General features: G+C 71.5%; 21 protein-coding genes and 3 tRNA genes. 10 read left to right on the plus strand and 14 right to left on the minus strand.

What is annotated here, in order from left to right:
- Positions 1-101: 101 nt before the first annotated feature.
- Positions 102-611, plus strand: coding sequence for a DUF7144 family membrane protein (locus KIK06_RS13690; protein WP_017597929.1), 510 nt, complete (start codon positions 102-104; stop codon positions 609-611).
- Positions 612-712: 101 nt separating this feature from the next.
- Here KIK06_RS13690 and KIK06_RS13695 read toward each other — a convergent pair whose 3' ends face one another.
- Both KIK06_RS13695 and KIK06_RS13700 read right to left on the minus strand, forming a co-directional pair.
- The gene (locus KIK06_RS13695) at positions 713-2,530 is read right to left on the minus strand and encodes an AMP-dependent synthetase/ligase (RefSeq protein WP_268643415.1); all 1,818 of its coding nucleotides are present in this window, start codon (positions 2,528-2,530) and stop codon (positions 713-715) included.
- A gap of 116 nt (positions 2,531-2,646) precedes the next feature.
- A complete protein-coding gene (locus KIK06_RS13700) occupies positions 2,647-3,093 on the minus strand; it encodes a carboxymuconolactone decarboxylase family protein (RefSeq protein WP_017597927.1) in 447 nt (148 codons plus the stop codon).
- 175 nt (positions 3,094-3,268) lie between these two features.
- Here KIK06_RS13700 and KIK06_RS13705 point away from each other — a divergent pair, with 175 nt between their 5' ends.
- Positions 3,269-4,681, plus strand: a complete 1,413-nt coding sequence (locus KIK06_RS13705; RefSeq protein ID WP_268643417.1) for an MATE family efflux transporter — start codon at positions 3,269-3,271, stop codon at positions 4,679-4,681.
- Positions 4,682-4,746: 65 nt separating this feature from the next.
- Here KIK06_RS13705 and KIK06_RS13710 read toward each other — a convergent pair whose 3' ends face one another.
- Positions 4,747-6,231, minus strand: a complete 1,485-nt coding sequence (locus KIK06_RS13710) for an FAD-dependent monooxygenase (protein WP_268643418.1) — start codon at positions 6,229-6,231, stop codon at positions 4,747-4,749.
- Between the two features lie 120 nt (positions 6,232-6,351).
- On the opposite strand from KIK06_RS13710, the gene KIK06_RS13715 reads away from it, so the two are divergent.
- Positions 6,352-6,924 carry a TetR/AcrR family transcriptional regulator gene (locus KIK06_RS13715; protein WP_268643419.1) on the plus strand — a complete coding sequence of 191 codons (573 nt, stop codon included), beginning with the start codon at positions 6,352-6,354 and terminating at the stop codon, positions 6,922-6,924.
- On the opposite strand, the gene KIK06_RS13720 is transcribed toward KIK06_RS13715, so the two are convergent.
- Positions 6,921-7,556 (minus strand): TetR/AcrR family transcriptional regulator, encoded by a 636-nt coding sequence (locus KIK06_RS13720; RefSeq protein WP_017597923.1) that lies wholly within the window; start codon positions 7,554-7,556, stop codon positions 6,921-6,923. The genes KIK06_RS13715 and KIK06_RS13720 overlap by 4 nt on opposite strands.
- A gap of 162 nt (positions 7,557-7,718) precedes the next feature.
- On the opposite strand from KIK06_RS13720, the gene KIK06_RS13725 reads away from it, so the two are divergent.
- The gene (locus KIK06_RS13725) at positions 7,719-8,894 is read left to right on the plus strand and encodes an acyl-CoA dehydrogenase family protein (RefSeq protein WP_268643421.1); all 1,176 of its coding nucleotides are present in this window, start codon (positions 7,719-7,721) and stop codon (positions 8,892-8,894) included.
- Positions 8,895-8,989: 95 nt separating this feature from the next.
- Here KIK06_RS13725 and KIK06_RS13730 read toward each other — a convergent pair whose 3' ends face one another.
- The 3 genes from KIK06_RS13730 to KIK06_RS13740 all read right to left on the minus strand — a co-directional run bounded on the left by KIK06_RS13730 (position 8,990) and on the right by KIK06_RS13740 (position 11,547).
- Entirely contained in the window at positions 8,990-9,361 is a 372-nt protein-coding gene (locus KIK06_RS13730) for an FKBP-type peptidyl-prolyl cis-trans isomerase (protein WP_017597922.1), read from the minus strand.
- Positions 9,362-9,454: 93 nt separating this feature from the next.
- Positions 9,455-10,645 carry a mannose-6-phosphate isomerase, class I gene (manA, locus tag KIK06_RS13735; protein WP_268643423.1) on the minus strand — a complete coding sequence of 397 codons (1,191 nt, stop codon included), beginning with the start codon at positions 10,643-10,645 and terminating at the stop codon, positions 9,455-9,457.
- Between the two features lie 350 nt (positions 10,646-10,995).
- Complete coding sequence (locus tag KIK06_RS13740; RefSeq protein WP_268643424.1) at positions 10,996-11,547, minus strand: TetR/AcrR family transcriptional regulator; 552 nt, start codon at positions 11,545-11,547, stop codon at positions 10,996-10,998.
- A gap of 172 nt (positions 11,548-11,719) precedes the next feature.
- Between KIK06_RS13740 and KIK06_RS13745 the strand changes: the two genes are divergently transcribed.
- Positions 11,720-13,351, plus strand: coding sequence for an MFS transporter (locus KIK06_RS13745; protein ID WP_268643425.1), 1,632 nt, complete (start codon positions 11,720-11,722; stop codon positions 13,349-13,351).
- Positions 13,352-13,608: 257 nt separating this feature from the next.
- Here the strand turns inward: KIK06_RS13745 and KIK06_RS13750 are convergent, their stop codons facing one another.
- On the minus strand, positions 13,609-14,805 hold the full coding sequence (locus tag KIK06_RS13750) for a molybdopterin molybdotransferase MoeA (protein WP_268645986.1): 1,197 nt from the start codon (positions 14,803-14,805) through the stop codon (positions 13,609-13,611).
- A gap of 215 nt (positions 14,806-15,020) precedes the next feature.
- On the opposite strand from KIK06_RS13750, the gene KIK06_RS13755 reads away from it, so the two are divergent.
- The 3 genes from KIK06_RS13755 to KIK06_RS13765 all read left to right on the plus strand — a co-directional run bounded on the left by KIK06_RS13755 (position 15,021) and on the right by KIK06_RS13765 (position 15,291).
- Positions 15,021-15,093: transfer RNA gene (locus KIK06_RS13755), tRNA-Gly, on the plus strand.
- Positions 15,094-15,129: 36 nt separating this feature from the next.
- Positions 15,130-15,200, plus strand: a tRNA-Cys gene (locus KIK06_RS13760).
- Positions 15,201-15,214: 14 nt separating this feature from the next.
- Positions 15,215-15,291 (plus strand) — tRNA-Val (locus tag KIK06_RS13765).
- Positions 15,292-15,561: 270 nt separating this feature from the next.
- On the opposite strand, the gene KIK06_RS13770 is transcribed toward KIK06_RS13765, so the two are convergent.
- The 3 genes from KIK06_RS13770 to KIK06_RS13780 form a co-directional block, all read right to left on the minus strand.
- Positions 15,562-15,780: a BldC family transcriptional regulator gene (locus KIK06_RS13770; RefSeq protein WP_268643426.1), complete on the minus strand. Its 219-nt coding sequence runs from the start codon at positions 15,778-15,780 to the stop codon at positions 15,562-15,564.
- A gap of 35 nt (positions 15,781-15,815) precedes the next feature.
- A complete protein-coding gene (locus tag KIK06_RS13775) occupies positions 15,816-15,986 on the minus strand; it encodes a hypothetical protein (protein ID WP_268643427.1) in 171 nt (56 codons plus the stop codon).
- Between the two features lie 339 nt (positions 15,987-16,325).
- Positions 16,326-16,832, minus strand: coding sequence for an ATP-binding protein (locus KIK06_RS13780; RefSeq protein WP_268643429.1), 507 nt, complete (start codon positions 16,830-16,832; stop codon positions 16,326-16,328).
- A 188-nt stretch (positions 16,833-17,020) separates the two neighbouring features.
- Between KIK06_RS13780 and KIK06_RS13785 the strand changes: the two genes are divergently transcribed.
- Together KIK06_RS13785 and KIK06_RS13790 are read left to right on the plus strand one after the other, a co-directional pair.
- Positions 17,021-17,905: a helix-turn-helix domain-containing protein gene (locus KIK06_RS13785; RefSeq protein WP_268643430.1), complete on the plus strand. Its 885-nt coding sequence runs from the start codon at positions 17,021-17,023 to the stop codon at positions 17,903-17,905.
- Complete coding sequence (locus tag KIK06_RS13790; protein WP_268643431.1) at positions 17,902-18,096, plus strand: DUF397 domain-containing protein; 195 nt, start codon at positions 17,902-17,904, stop codon at positions 18,094-18,096. The genes KIK06_RS13785 and KIK06_RS13790 overlap by 4 nt, the downstream gene beginning before the upstream one ends.
- A gap of 75 nt (positions 18,097-18,171) precedes the next feature.
- On the opposite strand, the gene KIK06_RS13795 is transcribed toward KIK06_RS13790, so the two are convergent.
- From KIK06_RS13795 to KIK06_RS13805, 3 genes are read right to left on the minus strand one after another with little or no spacing between them, the layout of a single operon-like run.
- Entirely contained in the window at positions 18,172-19,104 is a 933-nt protein-coding gene (locus KIK06_RS13795; RefSeq protein WP_268643433.1) for a thiopeptide-type bacteriocin biosynthesis protein, read from the minus strand.
- A 56-nt stretch (positions 19,105-19,160) separates the two neighbouring features.
- Complete coding sequence (locus KIK06_RS13800; protein WP_268643434.1) at positions 19,161-20,405, minus strand: lanthionine synthetase C family protein; 1,245 nt, start codon at positions 20,403-20,405, stop codon at positions 19,161-19,163.
- A complete protein-coding gene (locus KIK06_RS13805) occupies positions 20,402-23,482 on the minus strand; it encodes a lantibiotic dehydratase (RefSeq protein ID WP_268643435.1) in 3,081 nt (1,026 codons plus the stop codon). The genes KIK06_RS13800 and KIK06_RS13805 overlap by 4 nt, the downstream gene beginning before the upstream one ends.
- Between the last annotated feature and the right edge of the window lie 44 nt (positions 23,483-23,526).

The following is a 23,526-nucleotide window of genomic DNA, read 5'->3' on the forward strand; positions in this document are numbered from 1 at the left end:
GAACGAGCGGTATGTGTACCAACGCACTCGTCTGTGACACCCGTGGAGCCGTACCCGGAGTCCGACCTCGGTCCGTCCGGACGGCCGGTTAGGAGCACGCCATGCGGACATCATCCGCCAACGGCTGGCAGTTCTTCGTCGCGACACTCATGATCGTCATCGGTGCGATCAACATCGTGCAGGGCGTGGTCGCGCTCGTGACCCCCGGTTTCTACGCGGTGACGGAGACCGGCATGCTCGTGTGGGAGTACGGGGCCTGGGGCGCGCTCCTCGGCATCTGGGGCGCCGTCCTCGTCATCGCGGGTCTGGCCGTGCTGTCGGGCAGCACCTGGGCCCGGGTGTTCGGCGTCGTGCTCGCCGCGATCAACATCATCGCCCAGCTGGCCTTCCTGGTGGCCATGCCGCTGTGGTCGGTCGTCGCGATCGCCGTCAACGTCCTGGTGATCTACGGCATGACCGCCGGATGGCCCTCAGCGGAGGAGATGGAGCCCGAACGTCAGGAGGCCGCCTACCGCAGCGGCTACCGGGCGGCCCACGAGGCGCCGCGCGGCGCGAAGAGCGCGCAAGGGTCGACCGAGCAGTCCAGCGGACGCGAACAGACGACCGGCTGACCACCGTTCGCCGGATCCCGGCGCCGTTCCACCGGAGCACCGTCCCCGCCCGACCATCCCGGGCGGGGACGTTCCCGTGTCCGGCCCGGTCCGACCGCCCTTCACCCCTCGTAGAGGCGGTCCAGCGCGGCGCGGTGGCGCTCGACCACCACCCTGCGGCGGAGCTTGAGCGTCGGTGTCAGTTCCCCGCTCTGCGGCCCCCACTCCTCCGCCAGCAGTACGTGGCGCCGGATCCGTTCGGGGCGGCTGAGCCGCGCGTTGGCGGACTCGACCGCGCGCTCCACCTCCGTGACCACGACCGGGTGTTCGACCAGGGAGCGCACGTCGCCACCGGTGTCGATCCCGCGCGCCTCGGCCCACACCGGAGCGGTCTCCGGGTCCAGGACGAGCAAGGCGACCAGGTAGGGGCGGCCGTCACCATGGGCGAGTGCCTGCCCGACCAGCGGATGCTCCTTGAGCGCGCTCTCCACCAGGGCGGGCGACACGTTCTTGCCCCCGGAGGTGATGATCAGCTCCTTCTTGCGGTCGGTGATCCACAGGAACCCCTCATCGTCGAGGCGTCCGACGTCGCCGGTGGCGAACCACCCCTCGGTGTCCGTGGCGGACGCCACCGAACCGTCCGCGCCCAGGTAGCCCTGGAAGAGGGAGGGGCCCTGGACGAACACCTCCCCGTCGTCACCGAGCCGGACCCGTGTCCCAGGGATCGGACGTCCGACCGACCCCGTCCGGAAACCGGTGCGCGGGCTGTTCACCGTGGCCACACCGGAGGTCTCGGTCAGCCCCCACGCGTCCATGACGCGCACGCCGAGCCCGGCCCAGAAGCGCAGGACCTCGACGGGCATCGGCGCCGAGGCGCAGGAGGCCCAGGTGACGCGGTCGAGTCCCACCTGGGCGAGGATCGGTTCCAGGACGCGGGCGCGCTCCCGCTCGAAGCGCTCGCCCAGGTCGGCGGGGATCCCTCCGCCGCGTTCGTGGTGAACGGCGTACTCGGTGGCCACGGCCCGTGCGCGGTCCACGGCGGCGCGTCGGTCCTCCGGCAACCGGGCCAGGCCCGCCCGGAGCGCGGAGGCCAGCTTCTCCCACACGCGCGGGACCCCGAAGAACTGCGGTGGCCGCACATGCCTGAGGACGTCGGGAAGGACCGCCGGATCCTCGCACATCCACACGTGCGACGCGCGCACCAGCGGCAGGTACAGGCCGAGCATGCGCTCGGCGATGTGGGCGAGCGGCAGGTAACAGATGTGGGCGGCGTGCCGGGGCGCCTCGATGACCGCGTCCAGCGCCACGGCGTTGCTGAGGACGTCGCGGTGGGTCACGGCGACGCCCTTGGGGTCGCCGGTGGTCCCGGAGGTGTACATGACGGTCAGGAGGTGGTCGGGGGTCAGGTCGCGCCAGCCTTCGGCCGCCGCCTCCCCCGGCGCGGCGGCCGCATCCGCCAACCCGGTGTGGCCCCGGTCGGGCTCGGCGCCGTCCACGACGACGAGCCGTTCGAGCGGGACGTCGTCCACGTGGAGGAGGTCCTCCCAGGGTTCGGCGGTGGCGGAGTCGCCGACCACGGCGAGGCGGGCCCGGCTGTGCCGTGCGATGTAGGCGATCTGGCCGGGGGCGGAGGTGGTGTAGACGGTCGTGGTGACGGCTCCGAGGTGGACCAGGGCGAGGTCGCAGAGCCAGTGCTCGGGACGGTTGCCCATCATGAGGAGGGTGTGGTCGCCGGGTCGAACGCCGAGGGCCGCGAGGCGCCCGGCGAGGTCGGCCACCCGGTGGCGGACGCCGGCCCAGGTGAGCGTGGACCACTCGGAGGAGTCAGGGTCCTTCCAGGACAGCGCTGGCAGGTCGGGATGGTCGGCGGCGTTGCGCCGGAGGAGGGAGCAGATCGTGTGGTCGGTGGTGTCACGGTCGACGGAGACATCGGAGGTCATGCCGAACTCCCGGAGTTCGTCCTGACGGGGTCAGGAGGGAACCGACTGCGTCGGTCCACTGTCACACGAACACGCGCCTGCGGGGAGGGGTTCGCGGGAGCGGCCGTGACCGCGGCTCAGCGCCTGCGCGGGTGCAGTCCGCTGGTGATCGCGAGCCGGTTGTAGAGGTTGATCATGGCGATGGCGGTCATCAGCGCGGCCACCTGCTCGTCGGAGAAGTGCCCGGCGACGGCGGTGTAGGTCGCGTCGGACACCCCGCCCTCGCCCATGCGGGTCATCTCGTCGGTGAGCGCCAGCACGGCACGTTCGGCGTCGGTGAACAGGTCCCCCGCCTCGTGCCAGGTGGACACCTGGAAGAGGCGCTGCTGGGTCTCGCCCGCGTCCAGCGCCCGCCGGGTGTGCAGGTCGACGCAGAACGCACAGCCGTTGAGGATCGAGGAACGCAGTTTCAGCAGTTCCAGGAGGGTGGTGTCGAGGTGCTCGCCGACGACCTTGTCGACCTCGTCGAGTTTGCGGTACGCCTCGGGAAGCTTCTTGGACCAGATCACGCGCTTCTCGGCCATGGTGCCCTCCCGTGACGGCCTCGATCCCCCGCGCCCGCGCGGGGTGTGTCGGCGTTCACGCTACCAACCGACCGGGCGCGGATCCCACCGACCGCCGCCGCCGCGTGTCCGGGGCCGACTGCTACCTTCCGTACCGACCCCGCCACGGAGCACCGTCCGCCGTCGAAGGGAGCACATGTCCGAGCGACCGGCCGATCCCCCCGTCCCCGTCCCTGGATCCGGCGCCCGGGTCACCGGGCCGGAGGCGCCCCGCGGCGGCGGCGCTCCCGGGGACACGCCGCCCGAATCCGTCGGCCGCCTGGCGCGCGCCATCGCGGGCAAGGCCGTGCCGCTGTACCTGTCGATGCTGGCCACGATGGCCGGAAGCATGGTCACCGCAGGTGTTCTCGGCAATGCCGGCACCGCCGCGCTGGCCGCGCACGCGCTGGTCGTCGCCGTCCTCAACCCCGTGCTCATGTTGACGCAGGGCGCCCTGCGCGGGTCGATGCCCTTCGTCGCCGAGCACGAGGACGACCCCGACGCGCTCGCCCCGGTCGTGCGGCACAGCGCTCTGCTGGCCGTGCTCATGGGGTCGCTGGGCGGCTCACTCGTCGCGTCGGTGCCGCTGTGGGCCGGACCGCTGGGGGTCGCCGAACCCACGGTGGCGGCTCTGGGGACCTACCCCCCGCTCATGGGCGCGTGGGTGGTACTGGCGGCGGTGAAGTCGTCGATGACCGTGCTGCTCATCGGGTTGGGGCGTGGTCGGAGCGTCCTGGCCCTGAGCCTGGTGAGCACGGGGACGGCGGTCGTGCTGACCCCGGCCCTGATCCTCGGCGCCGGGCCCGCTCCGGAGTTGGGGCTGGCCGGGGCGGCGGTGGCGTTGCTCGTCGACGGGGGCCTCACGGTGCTGCTGGCGATGTACGTCGTCCGCCGGCGCACCGTCCTGCGGGCGATCCCGGTCTGGCGCGGCGCGCCCCGGTGGTCCGGTGTCTGGGTGATCGCGCGGGTGGGTCTGCCCACGGGCTCGACCCTGCTCGTCAAGTTCGGGACGATGAGCGTGCTGGCGATGGCGGTGGCCCGGACCACCGCCGCGGACGCGGCCACCCATCAGCTGCTGGTCGTCATCGCCTCATTCGCCTTCCTGCCCGCCGTGGCCGCCGGTCAGGCCTCGATCCCGTTCACCGCCAGGGCCGCCGGGCGGGGCGACCGGGCGGGGGTGCGGCGCTCGGTGGCGGCGGGCTACCTGGTGTCGCTGCCGGTCGTGGCGTTGAGCACCGCGGCGATCTGGGTGGCGTCGGCGCCGGTGGTGGGGCTGCTCACCGCCGACCCGCAGGTACGGGCCGGGGTGGCCGCCCTGCTGCCGGTGCTGTTCGTCGTGACGGTGCTCGACGCCGCGCAGTCGCAGCCCGGCATGGGTCTGATGGGGATCCGGAACACGCTGCCGTCCTTGTACTCGTTCGCGGTCTGCTACGGGCTGCTGGCGCTGGCCGCGGTCCCGCTCGCCGGGTTGGGCGGGCTCACCCTGCTGTGGGCCGCGTACGCGGTGGCGACGCTGGGTCTCGTGGTCGGGCAGGGGCTGGCGTTCCGGCGGCTGTCGGCCCGCGTGTGAACGGGTGGCCCGGCCCCGGGAGGCCGGGCCGCGAAGGCGCGTTCGGACGGTCACGAGCACCGGCCTCAGCGGATCGCGGGCGCCGTCCCGGCCCACTCGGTGAGCACCCGGGTGAGGTCGTCCGATCCGGAGGCGCGGCCGCTCCAGGCGGTGTGACCGTCGGGTCGGACCAGCAGGACGTCGGCGCCGTGCGGCAGCGCCCCCTCGGCCCGCACCGCGTGGACCCGCTCTCCCCAGGGCTCGGCGGCGGTGGCGGCGGCACCGTTCGGCGAGGTGTCGACCAGGGTGAAGCGCACCGCGTCCATCAGCGCGAACAGCCGCGTGGGCGCCCCGTCGACCCGCAGGTCCAGGTCGGGCACCCGCTCCCCCGCGCCCGTCGAGCCGACCAGGGTGTCGGGCAGGTCGTAGGAGAACCCGATGCCGGACATCATGCCCAACACGGCGCGGGACACGCGCTCGTTGGCGACCAGCCGGGGCACCACGTAGGGACGCAGGGCGCGGACCGGACCGGAGGCGACGACCATGCGGGTGACCGTGTCGGTCAGACGCAGGGTCGCGCGGCCGACGGGGTGGCGTTCGGCCTCGTAGGAGTCGAGGAGCCAGGAGGGCGCCCAGCCCCGCTCGACCGCCGCCAGCTTCCACCCCAGGTTGGCGGCGTCCTGGAGTCCAGTGTTCATACCCATTCCGCCGATCGGCGAGTGGACGTGCGCGGCGTCGCCGGCGAGCAGGACGCGGCCGACGCGGTAGTGCTCGGCTTGGCGGCGCTCGCTGAGGAAGCGGGTGGACCAACGCATCTCGGCGGCCCGGACCCGGCCCCGGGTGAGGCGGTCGAGGGAGGCGTTCAGCTCCCCCTTGGTCACGGGCTCGGTGAGGGGCGCCTCCTCACGGGTGCGGTCCCACACCACGGCGCGGAACCAGCCGTCTCCGAAGGGCGGCAGCAGAGCGAAGCCGTCGGCGGCGATGAACGGGTTGACCGCGTTGGGCAGGTCGTTGTCCAGGCGGACGTCGGCGATCATGATGTGCGTCTGGTATCTGCGGCCGGTGAAGGGGACGCCGATGAGGCCGCGGACGGCGCTGTGGGCGCCGTCGGCGCCCACGACGTGGTCGGCCCGCTCGGTGTGCTCGCCCTCGGCGGTGCGGACGGTGAGGGTGACGCCGTCCCCGTCCTGGGTGAGACCGATGACCTCGGCGCCCCGGACGATGGGAACGCCCAACCGCTCGACCCTGCGCCGCAGCAGGATCTCCGTCCGGGCCTGCTGGACCATGAGGACGTAGGGGTAGCGGCTGTCGAGGCGGCTGATGTCGACGGAGAAGCCGCGCGTGCCGAAGCTCGCGCGCAGCTCGGGGACGGTGAAGCCCTGCTCCACGAGTTCGTCGGCGATACCGCGGACCTCCAGCAGTTCCAGGGAGCGGGCGTGGACGGCGAAGGCCCGGGTCAGGTTGGACTCCTCGGCCCGGCGCTCCAGGATCGTGACGTCCACCCCGGCCTCGGCCAGGTCTCCGGCGAGCATGAGTCCGGTGGGGCCGGACCCGACGACGATGACGCTCATGACGTGCTCCTTCGGGGGTGTGGTGCCGCTCGAGCAACATCCGGTACTCTTAGTTCCGGTATCTTCAGTACCGATACTATGAGTACCGGAATCAAAGTCAAGACCCCGAAGGTGGACATCATGAGTGGAGGTCGCGGAGGCCGCCGCCCCGACCCGGCCGTGGACGCGTCGATCCTCGACGCCGCGGCGGAACTACTGGTCGAGCGCGGTTTCGACCTGACCTTCGACGACGTGGCCGCACGCGCCGGCGTCGGCCGTACGAGTGTCTTTCGCCGCTACGCCACCAAGCGGGACCTCGTGGTGGCCGCGGCGGAGAGCATCACGATCGACCGCGTGGAGGTGCCCGACACCGGCTCCCTGGACACCGACCTGTCCGCCGCGGTGACGACGGCCTACACCCTCTTCTCCCAGCCGCGGCTGCAGGCCATGGCCCGACACGCACTCGCGGCGACCCTCCTGGACCAGGAGGGCGGGGCGGTCCTGCGCACGATCCTCGCGCGGCGACTGGACATGGTGACCGGGCTGCTCGACCGCGCCGTCGCACGCGGCGACCTCGCCCACTCCGGGAACGCCCCGCTGGTCGCCGACCTGCTGTCAGGGGTGATCATGGCCCGGCTGGCCTCGGGCGCGCCGCTGCCCCGGGGCGAGGACGCCGAACGCGTCGCCCGCGCCCTGGCGGCGGCCGCCCGCTAGGACTCCGCGCGCACGCGCTCGAAGAGGGGGGTGAGGCCGTCGAGGAAGGCGGACAGCGCCAGCTCGAAGCTGGCCTCGTCGATCTCCGCGGCGTGGTCGGGCAGCCGGTGCGCCTGGGACAGGTTCGGATAGCGGTCGCGGTACACCCGCACGTCGTCGTCGAACCCACGCGCGAAGGACTGGGTGGCGGCGCCCACCACGAGGTACTTGGTCGAGGCCCCGATCATCGTGGCGTAGCGCGGCGGCCAGCCCGCGCGCACGAGACCGCCGTGGACCGCGTTCGCCCGACTCAGCGCGTCCTCCCGGCGTCCGGGGCCGGCGGCGATCACCGGCACCAGGTTGGGGTGCGCGGAGAGGGCGGCGTGGTAGGAGCGGGCCCAGGCGGCGACACCCCCGCGCCAGTCCTCCTTCTCGAAACCGGAGACGTCGACCCGGGAGGTCACCTCGTCGGCCACCTCACCGAGCAGCTCCTCCTTGGTGCGGTAGTGGCTGTACAGGGACGCCGCCTGCACGTCCAGCTCCTGGGCGAGCTTGCGCATGGACAGGCCGTCCAGGCCCTCCCTGTCGATCAGCTCCAGGGCGGCCGCACGGATGGCCTGCCTGCTCAGGATCGGCGTCTTGGGTCGGGCCACGGACTGCTCCCCTTCTCGGTTCTCGCGGCGGACGGTCCGGCCACCTCGGCCCGATCATCGCACGTCCGGATGGCATCCGTGACCGCCCGACCCCTTGCACACCGGGTGGGGGAGGTCGTACTCTCACATAACCGAACGCCGTTAGGTTATTGGGAGCAGGCCGTGATCGACTTCTCGTTGAGTGAAGAACAGCGCGCCGTCCGCGACTGGGTGCGGACCTTCGTGGAGCGCGAACTCATCCCCCTGGAGAACGAGGTGTTGCGGCGCGAACGCGCGGGCCACACCCCGGGACTCACCGCCGAGGAACGCGACGGACTGCGCGCGCTCGCCCGCAAGTCCGACTTCTGGGGAGTGGAGACCCCGGTCGAGTACGGCGGGATGGGCCTCGACCCGATCACGGCCGCGATCATCGAGATCGAACTGGGCCGGTCCTTCGTCTCGTTCCGGTTCGGCGGCGAGGCCGACAACATCCTCTACCACGCCAACGACCAGCAGAAGGAGCGCTACCTCCTGCCCACGATCGAGGGCGAGCGCAAGTCCTGCTTCGCCATCACCGAGCCGGGCGCCGGATCGGACGCCAAGGCGATCCGCACCCGGGCCGTCCGAGACGGCGACACGTGGGTGATCAACGGCGAGAAGACCTTCATCACCGGCGGCCACGAGGCCGACTTCGCGATGGTCTTCGCCGTCACCGACCCCGACAAGGGCGCGAACGGCGGTGTGACCTGCTTCCTGGTCGACCGCGACATGGGCTGGACCTCCGAGCCCATCGACACCATGGGCGAGCGTCGCCCCGCCGCCCTGGTCCTGCAGGACGTGCGCGTGCCGCACGAGAACATCCTCGGTGAGGAGGGGCGCGGCTTCGCGCTGGCCATGCAGTGGATCGGCAAGGGCCGCTACCTGCTGCCCGCCCGCGCCCTGGGCGGGTGCGAGCGGCTGCTCGGCATGGCCATCGAGTACGCCAAGACCCGGGAGACCTTCGGCGCGCCGATCGCCGACAGACAGGCGATCCAGTGGATGATCGCCGACTCCCAGACGGAGATCGAGGCGCTGCGTCTGCTGGTCCTGCACGCCGCCTGGCAGGTCTCGGTCGGTCGCGACTCCCGGCACGCCCAGTCCATCGCCAAGCTGTTCGGCGGGGTCAAGGCCAACGAGATCGTCGACCGCGTCATGCAGATCCACGGCGGCATGGGCTACACGCGCGAGCTGCCGATCGAACGCTGGTACCGCGACCTGCGGCTGCTGCGGATCTTCGAGGGAACCGACGAGATCCAGCGCCGCACGATCGCCCGCGACCTGCTCAAGGGCCATGTAACCGTGGGCGCGACCCTGAGCTAGGGGCGGGAACGGGACGGGGCCCGGTCCGCGCCTTCCGCGCGCGGTCCGGGCCCCTCCTGCGTGTCCGGTGCCACGCGGCACCGGACACCCGGGTCCTACTTGACGCCGACCAGGTCGACGACGAAGATCAGCGTCTCGTTCGGCTTGATGGGGCCCACGCCGCTCTCACCGTAGGCCAGGTGCGGGGGGATGACCAGCTTGCGGCGGCCGCCCACGCGCATGCCCAGCACCCCCTGCTCCCAACCGGGGATGACCCGGCCGGCGCCGAGCTTGAAGCCCAGCGTCTGGCCGCGGTTCCAGCTGGCGTCGAACTCCTCGCCCGTGGAGTGGGCGACACCGACGTAGTGGACGTCGACGTTGCTGCCGTGACCGGCCTGCTCGCCCTCACCGATCGTGATGTCGGTGATCTCCAGGTCCGCGGGCGGCGGGCCGTCGGGCATGTCGATCTCCGGACGCTCAAGCGCCATGGTGGTACCCCTCGTGTCTCATCGGCGTGATGCGGAAAGGGCCCAGGGTATCGGCGCGAACGGGTACTCCGTGGCGAACTGCCCGGCCGGGGGTCAGTACGCCTGGTCACCCACGGTGGCCGCGACGACGTGGCCGTGCCCCTCCACCTTGATCGGGCCGTTGTCGGCCCGCACGAACACCGACTCGCCGCGTTGGAGGGTGATCCCGCGACCGACCTCGGCGACCAGCTCGACCTCGCCTCGCAGCGCCAGCACCACGGTCGGCCCCTCTCCGGGCAGGTGGGCGGCCACGCGGCCGGGGCCGATCTCGTGGAGGGCGAACTCGGGGGCGGCCGGTCGGAACTCGCGGCGGCCGTCCATGAGGCCGGGGCGGGCGTAGGGGATCGGCAGGACCGAGAAGTCCACCACGTCCAGCAGCTCGGGGGCGTCCACGTGCTTGCACGTCAGCCCGGCCCGCAGCACGTTATCGGAGCTGGCCATGACCTCCACGGCCGTACCCCGCAGGTAGGCGTGCATGTTCCCGGCGGGCAGGAAGAGCGCCTGTCCGGGCCAGAGGGTGACCCGGTTGAGCAGCAGGGCGGCCACCGCCCCGGGATCGCCGGGGTAGCGGTCGGCCAACTCGGTGATGACCCGAGCGTGCGCGCCGCGGCCGCCGGAGGCCGACCACTCGGCGACGAACTCGCCGATCAGCCGCTCCCGGTCCGCCGCGGACAGCGTGAGCAGGCGGGTGAGGGCGGAGCGCAGGGCGTCGTGGGTGTCGGGGGCGGCGAGGTCCTCACGCAGCAGTCGGGCCAGAGCGCAGTCCAGTCCCTCCAGGTCGGCGCGGGCGGCGGCGGGTTCGCGGAAGCCGCACAGTGCCTCGAAGGGTTCCAGGGCCAGGAGGAGCTCGGGTTTGTGGTGGGGGTCGCGGTAGTTGCGGTGCGGCGCGTCGACGGGGATGCCCGCGCGCTCCTCGGCGTCGAAGCCCGACCGCGCGCGCTCGGCGTCCGGGTGCACCTGGAGGGACAGGGGCGCCTCGGCGGCCAGGAACTTCAGGAGGAAGGGGAGGCGGGCGCCGAAGCGTTCGGTGGTCCTGCGCCCGAGCACGCGGTGGGGGTCGTCGGCGATGAGGCGGGGCAGGGATCTGGGGCCTTCGTCACAGTGCGCGGTACTGGGTGCGCCGTGGTGGGCGCCCAACCACAGTTCGGCCTGGGGCGTGCCGTCCGGCTCGGTGCCCAGGAGCCGCGGAATCGCGGTTCGCGCGCCCCAGGCGTACGGCCGTACCTGGTTGGTGAGCCTGTGCATCGGCTCCCCGCCTTCCCGTCTGCGTGTTCTCACCCCGTGGACGCTCCGGCGAGGCGGGACCAGTCTCGCGAAGCACGGCGGCCGGGTCGACCTGGCGTGCCCCACTCACTGAGGTAGTGCACACTTCACCTCGCCAGGTGGGCGGGCACCCGACGACCGCGGGGCCCGGTTGCGGCTACGAAGTTACTGGCAAGTAAACCACGATCGGGGGCGTGTGAACAGCACCACACGGTCACCTCCCCCACACCCTTTCGGCACGACCGCTCCACACGGCCGGGACAGGGTGGGAGCCGCTCCGTGTCGGTGATCCTTCCCAGGCCGTGGCACCGGACACACGTCCTCGCGTCGGCTCAGCGGGGGCGGCGCACCCTGTCGGAGGCCTCGACCAGGCGGTCGAACATCTGCTGGCGCAGCGCCGGGTCGGGCTGGGGCAGCCCGGCGATCGCGGCCATGTACAGGCCGTCGCCCGCGCGCAGGATGATCTCGGCCAGCACCGGGTCGGTGAGCTCCTCGTGCAGGAGTTCGCCCCACCGCGTGAAGAGGTTCTGGACCAGGCAGACGGCTTCCTCGGACAGATCCTCCTGGCCGCGCAGCGCGGCGATGACGGCCCAGTAGAGCTCGCGCTCCTCCGGACTCTGCGGGAGCGAGGTGCGCAGGAACACGCGGACCACGCCCTCGCCGCCCTCACGGGCCTCGCGAAACTCCTCCTCGGCGAGCGCGCTGAGGCGGTCGATCAGACCCGTGAGCAGGGCGGCCTTGGAGGGGAAGTGGTACAGCAGGCCGCCCTTGGAGACCGATGCCGCACGCGCGACCGCCTCCAGGGTCACTGCGGTGTAGCCCTCGTTGATGAGGATGTCCTGGAGGGCGTCGAGGATGCGGTCACGGGTGTTCGATGCGTTCACGATTGACACTGTACCGGCTGGACGGTACTGTACCGTCTGGACGGTTCAAGAATCCCGGAGTGTGTCTCCGGTCGATCACCCTCCCCCGCCGATCCGGAACCCCTGTTCCCGTCCGGCGGCACCGCGCCTCCGATCCGTGCGGCGCGCCACTATCGAGACGTAACGAGGAAAGATGAGTTTCGGCAAGGCCGGCCGCGGCCTGATCCCCACGCTCGGCCCCCGAGGGGCCGCCCCCGCGCTCGCGGGTCCGCGTGAGTGGGCCGCGCTCGCCGTTCTGGTCCTGCCCGTCGTCCTGATCTCCGTCGACATGACCGTGCTCGGGTTCGCGGTTCCCCAGCTGAGCGAGGAGCTGCGGCCCAGCGCGGGCCAGCTGCTGTGGATCATCGACATCTACGGCTTCATCCTGGCCGGACTGCTGATCACCATGGGGTCCCTGGGCGACCGCGTCGGCCGCCGCCGACTGCTGATGGTCGGCTCCGCGGCCTTCGGCGGCGCGTCCCTGCTGGCCGCGTTCGCGCCCACCCCCGAGGTGCTCGTCGTGGCCCGTGCCCTGCTGGGCGTGGCGGGCGCGTCGCTGATGCCCTCCACCCTGTCCCTGCTGCGCAACACCTTCCTCGACGCCCGCCAACGGCTGCTGGCCATCGCCATCTGGGCGTCGGGCTTCTCCGCCGGAGCCGCGCTCGGCCCGATCCTGGGCGGATGGCTGCTGGAGCACTTCTCCTGGGGTTCGGTCTTCCTGATCAACCTGCCGGTGATGGCGCTGATCCTGGTGTTCGTCCCGCTCCTGGTCCGCGAGTCGCGCGATCCGCGACCGGGGCGGATGGACCTGCCCAGCGTGGTGCTGTCGATGGCGACGATGCTGCCCGCCGTGTACGGGATCAAGAAGCTCGCCACCGAGGGGCTCGCGGTGGTGCCCGCCGCGAGCCTGGTGGTCGGCCTGGCCCTGGGCGCCGTGTTCGTCCGGCGACAGCTGGTCCTGGAGGATCCGCTCATCGACGTGGACCTGTTCCGGTCGCGGGTCTTCAGCGTCGCGGTCGTCACGAACCTGATGATCGTGTTCTCACTGGTCGCGTCCCTGTTCTTCCTCACGCAGTACCTCCAGTTGGTGCTGGGTGTCTCGCCGATGCGCGCGGGGTACGTGCTGCTGCCGGGGCTGGTGCTGTCGGTGCTGGCGAGCTTCGTCGCCGTGCGGGCCGCCCGTCGGCTCAGCCTGGCGACGGTGATCGGCTCGGCCCTCGTGGTGACCGCGTCGGGGTTCGCGGTGCTCGTGTTCGCCTCCGCGAACGACACCGCCACCGGTGTGGCGGTCGTGGCCGTGGGCTTCGGCCTGATCGCCACCGGCGCCGGTTTCGCCGAGACCCTGACCAACGGGGCGATCATGTCGGCCGCCCCGCCGCGGCGCGCCGGTGCGGCCTCGGCGATCTCCGAGACCGCCTACGAGCTGGGCGGCGCACTCGGCGTCGCGGTGCTGGGCAGCGTGCTGACCGGTTTCTACCAGTCCGGGCTGGCCGGGGTCGAGGACGTTCCCGCGCCCGCCATGGAGCGGGCGCGGGAGACCCTGGGCGGGGCCGCCAACGCCGCGGCCGACCTGGGTGGGACGGCCGGCGGCGACCTGCTGGACGCGGCGCGGACCGCGTTCACCGGCGGAATGCACGTGACGAGCGTCATCGCCGCGCTGATCGTGCTGACCGCCGCAGTCCAGGCGTGGGTGCTGCTGCGGAAGGAGACCGCCCCGGCCGCGGAGGGCCAGCGGGACGGGGACGGCGCGTCGGCCGCGCGGCCGCGGGAGCGGTCGCGCGGATAGGCCGTGTTTCTTGGGTCCTCCGCTGCGCTTCGGACCGTGTTCGGGCGCCCCAACGGCCAGGGATGCCTCATCCTCGGCCACGCCTGACGCTCGTTCCTCGCTCGCGGATCGCCTCGTCGTGCAGCACCCTGGCGGCACCCGAACGACACCCCTGCGGGTGACCGTTCCAGGAACAGGCCCTGGCCGGACGGGCGTCGGCCCCGGGGAGTCCTCCTCGGGGCCGACGCCCGTCCGGGGCCGGTGGTGCCCGTGACCGGTCAGGGCAGGCGGACGAGTTCCACGTCGGAGCCGTCCCAGCCGGGCGGCACCACGGCGTAGGCGTCGGCGTTGGCGGCTCCGCGCAGGCTGCCCGGGCGGTCGTGGCCCACGGGACGGGCACACCCTCCGGACACGCGCACGGGGACGAGACGGGTGTCGTGGGGGTGCGGGCGCACGTCGCCCTCCAGCGGCACCGACGCGGTGTCCAGGCTCGGGTCCGGCCGCCCCGCCATGGCGGTGACCAGGGGGACCAAAAGTGTGAGCGCCGCGACGAGGGCGGCGCCGGGGTTGCCCGGCAGGCCCACGAACGCGGTGCCGTCGGCGTGCGCGAGCACCTGCGGGTGGCCCGGCCGGCAGGCGACGCCGTCCACGGCGACATCGGCGCCGAGGTCGGTCAGGACCGCGCGGAAATGGTCGGCGGGACCCTTCGACGACGAGCCGCACACGGCGACCACGTCGGCGCCCGTCCCGGTGAGGGCCCCGCGCAGGGTCCCCCGGTCGTCGCCCAGGCGGAGCACGCGCGTGACCCGCGCCCCCGCCCACCGCGCGACCCCCGGCAGGACCGGGCCGATGGCGTCGCGCACGGTGCCCTCCCCCGGCAGCCCGGAGTCGGCGACCTCGTCGCCGGTGACGATCACGGTCACTCGGGGCCGGCGGACGGGCAGGGTCTCGTGGCCGAGGCTGGCGGCCAGGCCGAGCGCGGCCGGGGTGACCACGGTTCCCCGTGTGAGAACAGTCTCTCCCGGCGCGATCTCCTCGCCCGACCAGCGCACGTGCCGCCCCGGGGTGACGTCGCCCGCGACCCGCCCCTCCCCGACCGTCGCCCCCTCATAGGGCAGGACCGCCTCGGCGCCCTTGGGCACGTGGGCGCCGGTGGCGATCTCGACGGCCTCACCCGGACGCAGCCCCTCGCGCGGCGTCGGCGCTCCGGCCAACCGCCTGCCCGCCAACCGCCACGGCCCCTCCCCCGCCACCGCGTAGCCGTCCATGGCCGAGGCGTCGTAGGCGGGCAGGCCGACCAGGGCGCGCACGTCGTCGCCGAGGACGGCGTCCAGGGCGTCCTCCAGGGGGATCTCGCGCGGGGGAAGTGCGAGTTCGAGGCCGAGGCGGCGCGCCGCCTCACGGGCCTCCCGCCACGACCGCTGTGCGCCGTGTCCCGGGTCTCCCGTCGTGGGGACGCCCCCGGTCCCGTCCATGCCGCCTCCCCCGTCGTTCGCGCAGGTGCTCTCCATTGTTCACCCCTCGGTATGACGCGGACGTTAAGCGCCGCTCACGCCGTGGCTCGGGCCCCGGACGAGGGGACGCGCACCGGTCGCGCGCTGGGCCGATTTGCCGTCTGCCGACTTTCCGCTAGAGTTCTTACCAGCAGCACGGCGGGGGCCACGGAAACGGGGCCCGGGCCGAGCGGCAAGCGGACGTGGCTCAGCTGGTAGAGCATCACCTTGCCAAGGTGAGGGTCGCGGGTTCGAATCCCGTCGTCCGCTCGGAGGAGACGCGGGGCCTCGCGCCCCGCGTGTCTCGGTGGAGTGGCCGAGAGGCGAGGCAGCGGCCTGCAAAGCCGTCTACACGGGTTCAAATCCCGTCTCCACCTCCCATGCTTCACACGGGCGGTTAGCTCAGTTGGTTAGAGCGCTACCTTGACACGGTAGAGGTCACAGGTTCGAATCCTGTATCGCCCACCAGCATCACCCTCGAAACGGGCTCCTTCGGGAGCCCGTTCTCGTTGTGTCCGGGGTTGCGTTCCTCGGCCTCCGACGGCGAAGCGAAGAGCCTGCCGCGCTCCCGGTCCGTGGTCGACAGGCGGTGCCAGCAGTCACTCTCGAAACCTACAGATCCCGTGCACCCGAAGCAGGACTCCGGGCACACGGGACCATCGGATGCGACGTCGATCCCGGCAACAGTGATCAGCCAAGCTGACCGTGCGACCGTTCCACGACCGAGGGTCGCCCCGATCAGGGGCCGGACTGGTCGGTTCCGTACAGGAAGGAACGCACCTCGACCTCGCAGTAGCGGCGGTGGCCGCCCAAGGTGCGGAACGAGCGCAACTTCCCCGACTTGGCCCACCGCGTGACCGTCGCGGGGGCCACGTGGAACATGGCCGCTACCTCAGCGGGGGTCAGCAGGGACTCCGGCTCGCGGGTCGGCAGAGCACGCCTGTCAGTCTCGGCCATGTCGTCGTCTCCTCGCGGTGTCGGATGCAGGGCGCTCACCTCCCGATCCCCAGCGCGAGTGCGCCACGGACCAAGGCGGCGAGTTCGTCGAACTCCCCTGGCGCCCCCTTCTCCTGCTCCCACTGCTGGAAGGGCGGGCGGGGCAGGGTGTAGCGCCGAGGGTCGGTGGGGTCGTCCATACGGATCGGCTGCGGCGCGGGCAGCAACTCGATCTCCTGGTGCGGCGTTCGCGACAGTGGCGTTCGGGTCGGACGTCGTCGGCAGTGGCGGCCACGTGGCGGAGCGAGCATCCGCTCGAGCCACGTGCGCACTTGGGCGATAAGGTGCATTTGTCAGCGCTCCATGAAGCGTTGGCCACACCCCGGGGCCGGCTGCACGGCCGCCGGGGTCGTTCAGTTCGTGAAGAGGGACTCGGGCGTTCCAGGTGGGAGAAACTGCTCGCCCCGTGTGGACCTCGACCACCTGGAGGGTCCGCGGTACGCCGTCGCGTCGGGGACGCGCTCGTCGGTCCGGACTTTCGGTACACGTGGGCGGTCCGACCAGAGCTAGACCGCTGGGGCCGAGACGCTGTCGCGCGCGAAGCGCAACAGGATCTCCTTGCCCCCGGTGACACTGGCCCCGGTGGAGGTGGAGCGCACCCAGCACTCGCCTCGGCAGGCCGTACGGGCGAGGAACAGCCCTCGACCGTGCTTCTCGCTCCACCTCGGGATCGCCGGACACCTCAGGCGCTCCTCGACCGGCAGGGCCGTTCGGGGGTCACCGTCGCCCACCCCGACCCACAGGGCTCGGTCGTCGAGGTAGAGCCTCAGCCGCCAGGGCTTGGGCGCGTAGCGCTCGGCGTTCGCCACCAACTCACCCACGGCTTCCTCGATCTGCGGCACCTGCTCCGCGTGGGAGCCGAAGCTGCCCACGATGAGACGGGTCGCCTTCCGAGCGAGCCTGGCGGGCAGGCAGCCGTCCACCAGCTCCAGGTGACAGACGCACTGCTCTGCGGTCGGGAATCGGATCAGCGCGGATGGGCAGCCACCCGCGGTCGACATGTTCTTGGCCATGACAGGCCTCCGGAGAGAACTTCTCTGAATCCAGCCACCCGAACAGGAATGGGTGGCATGCTTACGCCCATGATGACTACGCAAGACTGAGAATGCAAGGTATGCGTTCTCAATCTTTCAAGGATCGGAGTAGCATGAGCCCGAGAGTGATCGCCGCGCAAGCCATGCCCAGGAACGGGAGTGTGGACATGCCAGCCAAGAAGCCGACCCGCACCCTCCGTATGAGGAGACTCGCCGCGGAGCTGCGCAGGCTGAGGGACTCCGCCGACCTCACTCGTGAGGACGTGACCGAGGCGACCAGGATCAACGGTTCGACGCTCTACCGGATCGAGTACGCGCAGGCACGCCCCCAGCTCCGCACACTCCACACCCTGTGCGACCTGTACAAGGTGAGCGACGACAAGCGCGACGAACTGCTGGCGCTCACGAAGAACTCGGGCCAGCAGGGGTGGCTGGAGACCTACCCCTCCGAGCTGCCGACCGAATACACCAACTACATCCTCTTCGAGTCCGAGGCCCGGACGATCCGCAACTACGAGAGCCTGTTCGTCCCCGGTCTCCTCCAGACCGAGGACTACGCCCGGGCCGTCGTCAGGGGAACACTGCCCCTGGCCACCGACGACCAGGTCGAGGACCGTGTCCGCGCCCGCGTGAAGCGACAGGAGCTGCTGCACAGGAGCGACCCGCTCCGGTTGCGTGCCGTCGTGGACGAGGCCGTACTGCACCGAACGGTGGGCGGTCCACGTGTGATGCGGGAACAGCTCCTGCACCTCGCCACCATGGCCAAGCTCCCGCACATCGAGTTGCAGGTCATCAGGTTCGGAGCCGGTGCCCACCCCGGCATGCCCGGATCGTTCGTGCTGATCGACTTCCCGGATCCGGCCGACCCCGCCGTCGTCTACATCGACAGCATGGCCGGTGACCTCTTCCTCGAGGGAGAGGTCGACATCGACCGCTACTCCCTGATGATGGAGCAGCTGGTGGGCCTGGCCGACAGCCCGGACTCCTCACGGAAGCTCGTCGCGTCCATGGCCGCGGGCATGATGGAGAAGGACAAGGAGGCAGCAGAATGACGACCAGCAGCAGAGAACCGGCCGGTGCGTGGTTCACCAGCAGCTACAGCAGCGGCAACGGCCAGTGCGTCCAGGTCCGGCACCAGCCCGAAGGAGCGGCCGTCCGGGACTCGGTCCATCCCGGCAAGGGGACACTGAACTTCTCAGCCGTGGAGTGGACCTCCTTCCTGGAGGACCTGAAGGCACGGTAGGGAACCCCATCGACCGCCAGGCAGGGTTGCCTGGCGGTGCGGAGTGCCTCGCGTTCCTGGACGACACGGAATCCGTCAACACGACGGATCGAGGATGGCCGCCCGCGCGGCCCAGGCGAGGACACTCTGCGTGCGAGGGGCGAGGCCGAGACGGTTCCAGTGGAAGATCGCGTGATAGGCGATCACGTGACGCAGCCCGCGATCGAGGACGCCTTTCCGGGCTGACGAACCCAGGGCCTGACCCGCGACGCGGAAGGCATCGGCGTGTTCCGAGGCGAACGCCGCAGTTCGTGTCTCACCGAACAACGGTCCGTCCGGCGCGGTGTCGGCCATCAGGATGGTCCTGACATCCGCGGACAGCACATACAACCGGTCGGACGGTACATCGGCGGGGAGAGGGCGTTCCTCGGCGATCCGGTGCCACACGTCGCCCTGCTCGTACCACTCCAGCCCGGCCGCACGCATCAGCACCGTGAGCAACAGGACGGAGAGTTCACGGTGGCCGATGGGGGCCGCCTCCCGGGAGGCGAGTTCCAGGATCGAGCGGCTGTCGGCGTGGAAGAGTCGGTGCGCGACCGCGACCCCTTCAGCCCCTCCGAACGCTGGGGTCTCGGGTTCGTACACCCCTGGCCACCAGGCTCGGACGTGTCCACTGGAGACCAGTCCGTCCAGGACTTCGGCGAGCCGGACCCTCGCTTCGAGGCCGTGGGTGCTGGTGGACAGCCGAAGCCGCCAGCAGGGGTACTTGCGGATGAACCACCACACTCCCCCGTACTGCTTCTCCATGCGAAGCAGGAGAGGCAGGAGGTGGGTGGCGGCGATGTCGTCCGCCGCAGCCCAGTCGGTGAACTCGACGTAGGTCTGCCGCCAACCGGCACCGCTGTGCTCGTGAACGGCTCGGTGTCCGGCCTGGAGGAAGACTTCGGTGGCCATGGTCAGGTCGTCGGTCTCGATCCCGTACCGGGCGGCGGTTCGGTCCGGGGGTTCCCCCTGCAGAACCGTGAGCACGGCGCGAGCGGTGGCGTCCGCCTTCTCCGTCGGTAGGTCGCCGGGCGGCGGGGGTCCTAGTCGATGAGCAGGCATGCGTCCCATCCCGAGATCGGCGCCGTGTCTGTGGTCAGGGTCATCAGGGCGAGGGCGGTACCTGCGGCCCCTTCGAGGAACCCCGGGTTCTCGCTCGCTCCCTTGAGGTGGACCTGTTGGACCAGGGCGTGGCCCAGGTCCAACAGGTGTGCGGCCAGTGTGGGGGTGGAGGCGTCGCGGGCGGCCCGCCATACGGTCTGGTAGACGCCCGCCCAGCCATGGCACAGACCGGCGTCGATGAGACGTGCCGTCTGGACGGGGTCGGCCAGGCAACGGTCGAGCGCATCCTCGAAGGCACGTTGGCGGTGGGTGTCTCCGGTGGCGATCGCGGCGAGCTGTCCCGCTCGGGCGATCCCGGGAGTGCCGTAGCACCAGCTCGGCCGTGCCGGGCCTGGCTGGAGGGGATGCCCGGTCCGCAGCTCGGCGGTGGTGACGTGCTCGGGCCACCACGGCCCGGTCGGTCCCTCCTGCCGCCAGGCGTCGAGCCACCCGGTGATCGCGGCGAGGGCCTCCCTGTGCCGGTCCACCCACCGTCCGCGCCGCCCGGCCTGCGCCAGAAGCATCAGCGGGCCGGTGATGCCGTGTGCTGCGCCGTGATTGCTGTGACCGCCGTAGGCGTCGCTCGGTACTTGCTTGTGGGGATCGTGGGTGACCCACCAGCCGGGGCGGGTCTCACCGTCGACGCGCAGGGGTCGGCTGAGGGCGACGAGGTAGTCGAGGACGCGTTCGAGAGCGGCACCGCCGGGGTCGCGGTGCAGGAGGTAGGCGCCGATCCCGGTGAGCCCGTGGAACAGGTCGTACTCGCCGAAGACGGGGAGTTCACCGCTGCGGATGCGAGCCATCGCCCTGTCGACGCGGCGGTGGGCGAGCTCGGTGACGTGGTGATCCATGAGCTGTCGGGCCTCCGCGTATCGTGAGTCGTCACCCTGGGCGACGGCAGTGAGAACGAAAGCGAGGGCCGGAGCACCCATGAGGAGGCCAACGGTGTCGGCGGCACTGATCTCCCCCGACGCGGCGTGGGTGATCCACCGACGGGCCACCGACCAGGTGCCATGTCCGGTGTGGGCACGCTCGATGTGCACCAGCGCGGTCCCGGCCGCGCCGTGGGCGAGGGACTGTCCCCACCATCGGTCTCCCTCGGGTGCTGGTCCGGGTCCCGCCAGGCGTTCGGCGAGCTCCTCGACCAGGAGGGCCGGTGTGGTGGGTGCGGTGTATGACGTGGTCACTGAACCTCCGTCCTGTGGGCGAGGTGGCCGAGCGCGCAGGATCGCGCCAAGGCGGTAGTGGCGCGTTCTCGGTCGGGATCGACACCGAGGGCGCGGACGTGATGTTGGTGGAGCAGCGATCGCAGTACCGCGAGCGGGTCTCGTTCGACGGCCAGGTGCTCGCGGTACGAGGCGAGCGCTTCGGCTCGGGTCTCCCAGGCGTCGGCCACGTCCTGGCCGCCGGGGAGGGAGCGGAGCCGTGTGTGATCACCCGGCCGTTCGACCAGCGCACGCGCCTGTTCGCGTACCCGGCGATCCACTCGACCTGGTTGGCGGGGCAGGTGTTCCACGAGCCAGGACATGCCCTGTTCAGGGCTGGTGGCGAACGACGCGGACAGGTCGACCATGCTGGCCGCGGCGAGGGCCTGTCCATCGTGTCCGGCCTTCTCCGCCGTGTGGATCTGTGCCAGCGCGGCGGCCGAGTCCGAGGAGAACACGGCTTCCGCCGCGTCCATCACCGGCCCGTGGCCGTAGCGACCGGTCTGCGGCTCATGGGTGGCCAAGGTCAGCCCGGAGACCAGACGGGCGTCGCGCAGCCCCTCGGCCCAGTCGTGTGCCTGCTCGGCCGCCCAGCCGTAGACGTCCTCGTCAACGAGGCGTACGTACAGCTCCAGGTACTGGTCGGCGTCGGGGCGTAGGAGGTCGCGGTGGCGCCCGAACCACCACCGTGGCGCTTCGAGGTCGTGCAGCAGCGGCGGCAGGTGGTGGGTGAGGATCTCGTCGTAGCGGTGGGGGTGAGCGTGGACCTGGGCGTACAGAACCGGGGAACGGCCGGGAAGGTGGGCCGTGCTGGAAGGGGGCGACCTGATACTGGCGGTGCGTCGTACGGGCTCGAGTGCGGACGTACCCGTGTGGGTGAGGACGAGGAGCAGTTCGTGGGGTCGGCCGATCCAGCCCAGTTCCTGGGCGGTGGTGGTCTCGCGCAGCTCCAGCCGCGGGTGGGCGTCCAGCCGGGAGCGGAGCAGGCGTCGGTGTAGTGGGTGGGACAGGTCCAGGGGTAGGCGCTGATCGTGCTCGACCACCGCCACACGCTCGGGTACGCGTAGCCGGATTCGCCATGCCGCCAACGCCGCTTCCCAGTCCTGAGCGGTCGCGGACGGGCCGGGGAGGTCATGGCGGTCGAGGAGCCATCGGGCCGGGAACAGGACAGTGTCGCGGTAGCGGACGCGTGGCAGGTAGGGCAGGTACGTGGCGACGCCGAAGTCAAAGTCTCGGTAGACGGCACAGCGGGCGGTAGTGAGCTCGGCCAGGAAGCGGGCGAGCGGTGGAGTGTGAACCCCGGCTTCCAAAGCGTGTGTCACGCGGGGTTCGACGCGTCGGCCGGTGGAGAGCTGGACGAGGTCGAAGCGGCGGGCGTCGGCGGTGACCGCCAGGTCCGACAGTGGCACGATCCCGCGGGCGGGTTCGCGGTGTTCGCCGAGGGGGATGACGTGCTCGAGCAGCTGGGTGGTGCGCGCGACGTTGTCGTTGCGGCGCCGACGGGGTGCGAACGACAGCTGCGCGGCGACAGCGTCATCCGTGACTCGGTAGGTGGCGGCGAGGCGGTCCCGTTCGCGCTCGGGCAGCAGGTGCGTGGCTCTCCCGGCCATGCTGCTGCCCGGTCGCGGCGCTCCCGTCACGACCAGGCGGAACCTCCCCTGAGTCAGTGCCTCCACGGACGGCGCGCAGACCTGTACGGACACCTCGATCCGTGGCGCGCACATCGGGTCCGCGCCGTCGTCGTCCGCCAGTTCGTCGACCACCCGCCGGGTCAGGACGATCTCCTCACTCCCCTCCAGCAACGCCTGTTGGACGAGGGCGAGGATCGTCTCGTCGCGGTCCTGCACCTGCCGCGCGGCACGCCGGTGCGCGGACCCCAGGTACCCGGCTGGTAGTCCGAGTCCGCTGTCGGCGACCAGCTCCTCGACGGGGACCACCGCCCCCGGGCCGTACCGTGCCCGGAACCGGGCGTGGTAGTCGCGCCATTGGGGGTAGCCGAACCGGTGGGGTGTCAGCCGGTAGAGCACCCCGACCGCCTCCTCCGCTTCACGCACCAACCGCTCGGGGACGTGCACCTCGCAGTCCAGGGCGGTGTCCACGACCAGGGGTACCGGGGCGATGTCGCTGAGGTTTCGCATCCGCTCCACCAGGTGCGCTCGCTCCGGGGCCGAGGCCGTGGTGCCGTGACCGGTGAGATCGTCCCGGACCGCGTACAGGTCCTTCACGAGGGGTGCGATCTCGTCGATGTCGTGGGCGCCCACGGAGTCGAGCTCGGCGCACACATGACCCAGCGTGTCCAGGTGGGTCATCGGCGGCCACAGGCTGGTGATCAACAGGTTCTGGGTGAGCAGGCCGTCCAGGACCGCCGCGATCCGGTCGTCGCCCGCGGTTGGGAAGCGCTCGGCCAGTCGAGCGCGGAGTTCGGCGTAGGGAAACGGGGAGTCGGCGATCTCCAGCGCCGCTGTGACGGGGCCGGTACGGCGTACGGACACCTCGATGGGGGCCATGTGGTGCGTACGGCCGTTCGTTGGCGGCCCCGGTGCGACGATCCGATCTCCCCGTGCTCGCGCCGTGTCGTTGGTGACCACCCGTAGCCGGTGGCGTAGCTCCCGGCACCGATGCAGTCGGTCGATGACGTCGGTGAGCCACTCGGCGTCGGTCCTGAGCAAGACCTGGTGATCGCCTCCCCACACGACACGGGGAGCGTTCGTGACCTGCACCACCGCAACACCCGCGAACAGCCCGAAGGGGGTGGGGCGCCGCTGCCATCGCAGCAGGTAGGAGGCCAGCGACACCAGGGCCTTGCGCGCCCGCCTCTCGTCTGGGCACTCCCCCGACAGCACATCCTCGATCCGTCGGCACAACGCTGGGCTGGCCATGCCCATCGCGTCACGTACCTCGTTCCGCGCCCACACGCGAGCGGCCCATGCCTTCCCCGCTGCGAGCCCGCCCTCCTCGAACAGGTCGACGTCGTCGGGCAGGTCCAGTCCTCCGGGGTCGGTGCTGGCGCGCAGCAGGGCACCACCCCGCCACCGGTAGGTGAACGGTGATCTGGGCACGACCGGTCCTTCCTTGCTGGGGGTGCGGCGAAGGAGAACGTCGG

The organism is Nocardiopsis sp. EMB25, from assembly GCF_026797795.1.
In the GTDB taxonomy this organism is placed as follows: domain Bacteria; phylum Actinomycetota; class Actinomycetes; order Streptosporangiales; family Streptosporangiaceae; genus Nocardiopsis; species Nocardiopsis lucentensis.

Bases quoted from the DNA above. Each gene is read 5' to 3' on its own strand.
- KIK06_RS13690 (WP_017597929.1), top strand. From the start codon at position 102: ATGCGGACATCATCCGCCAACGGCTGGCAGTTCTTCGTCGCGACACTC.
- KIK06_RS13695 (WP_268643415.1), bottom strand. From the start codon at position 2,530: ATGACCTCCGATGTCTCCGTCGACCGTGACACCACCGACCACACGATC.
- KIK06_RS13700 (WP_017597927.1), bottom strand. From the start codon at position 3,093: ATGGCCGAGAAGCGCGTGATCTGGTCCAAGAAGCTTCCCGAGGCGTAC.
- KIK06_RS13705 (WP_268643417.1), top strand. From the start codon at position 3,269: ATGTCCGAGCGACCGGCCGATCCCCCCGTCCCCGTCCCTGGATCCGGC.
- KIK06_RS13710 (WP_268643418.1), bottom strand. From the start codon at position 6,231: ATGAGCGTCATCGTCGTCGGGTCCGGCCCCACCGGACTCATGCTCGCC.
- KIK06_RS13715 (WP_268643419.1), top strand. From the start codon at position 6,352: ATGAGTGGAGGTCGCGGAGGCCGCCGCCCCGACCCGGCCGTGGACGCG.
- KIK06_RS13730 (WP_017597922.1), bottom strand. From the start codon at position 9,361: ATGGCGCTTGAGCGTCCGGAGATCGACATGCCCGACGGCCCGCCGCCC.
- manA (WP_268643423.1), bottom strand. From the start codon at position 10,645: ATGCACAGGCTCACCAACCAGGTACGGCCGTACGCCTGGGGCGCGCGA.
- KIK06_RS13745 (WP_268643425.1), top strand. From the start codon at position 11,720: ATGAGTTTCGGCAAGGCCGGCCGCGGCCTGATCCCCACGCTCGGCCCC.
- KIK06_RS13750 (WP_268645986.1), bottom strand. From the start codon at position 14,805: ATGGACGGGACCGGGGGCGTCCCCACGACGGGAGACCCGGGACACGGC.
- KIK06_RS13770 (WP_268643426.1), bottom strand. From the start codon at position 15,780: ATGGCCGAGACTGACAGGCGTGCTCTGCCGACCCGCGAGCCGGAGTCC.
- KIK06_RS13780 (WP_268643429.1), bottom strand. From the start codon at position 16,832: ATGGCCAAGAACATGTCGACCGCGGGTGGCTGCCCATCCGCGCTGATC.
- KIK06_RS13785 (WP_268643430.1), top strand. From the start codon at position 17,021: ATGCCAGCCAAGAAGCCGACCCGCACCCTCCGTATGAGGAGACTCGCC.
- KIK06_RS13790 (WP_268643431.1), top strand. From the start codon at position 17,902: ATGACGACCAGCAGCAGAGAACCGGCCGGTGCGTGGTTCACCAGCAGC.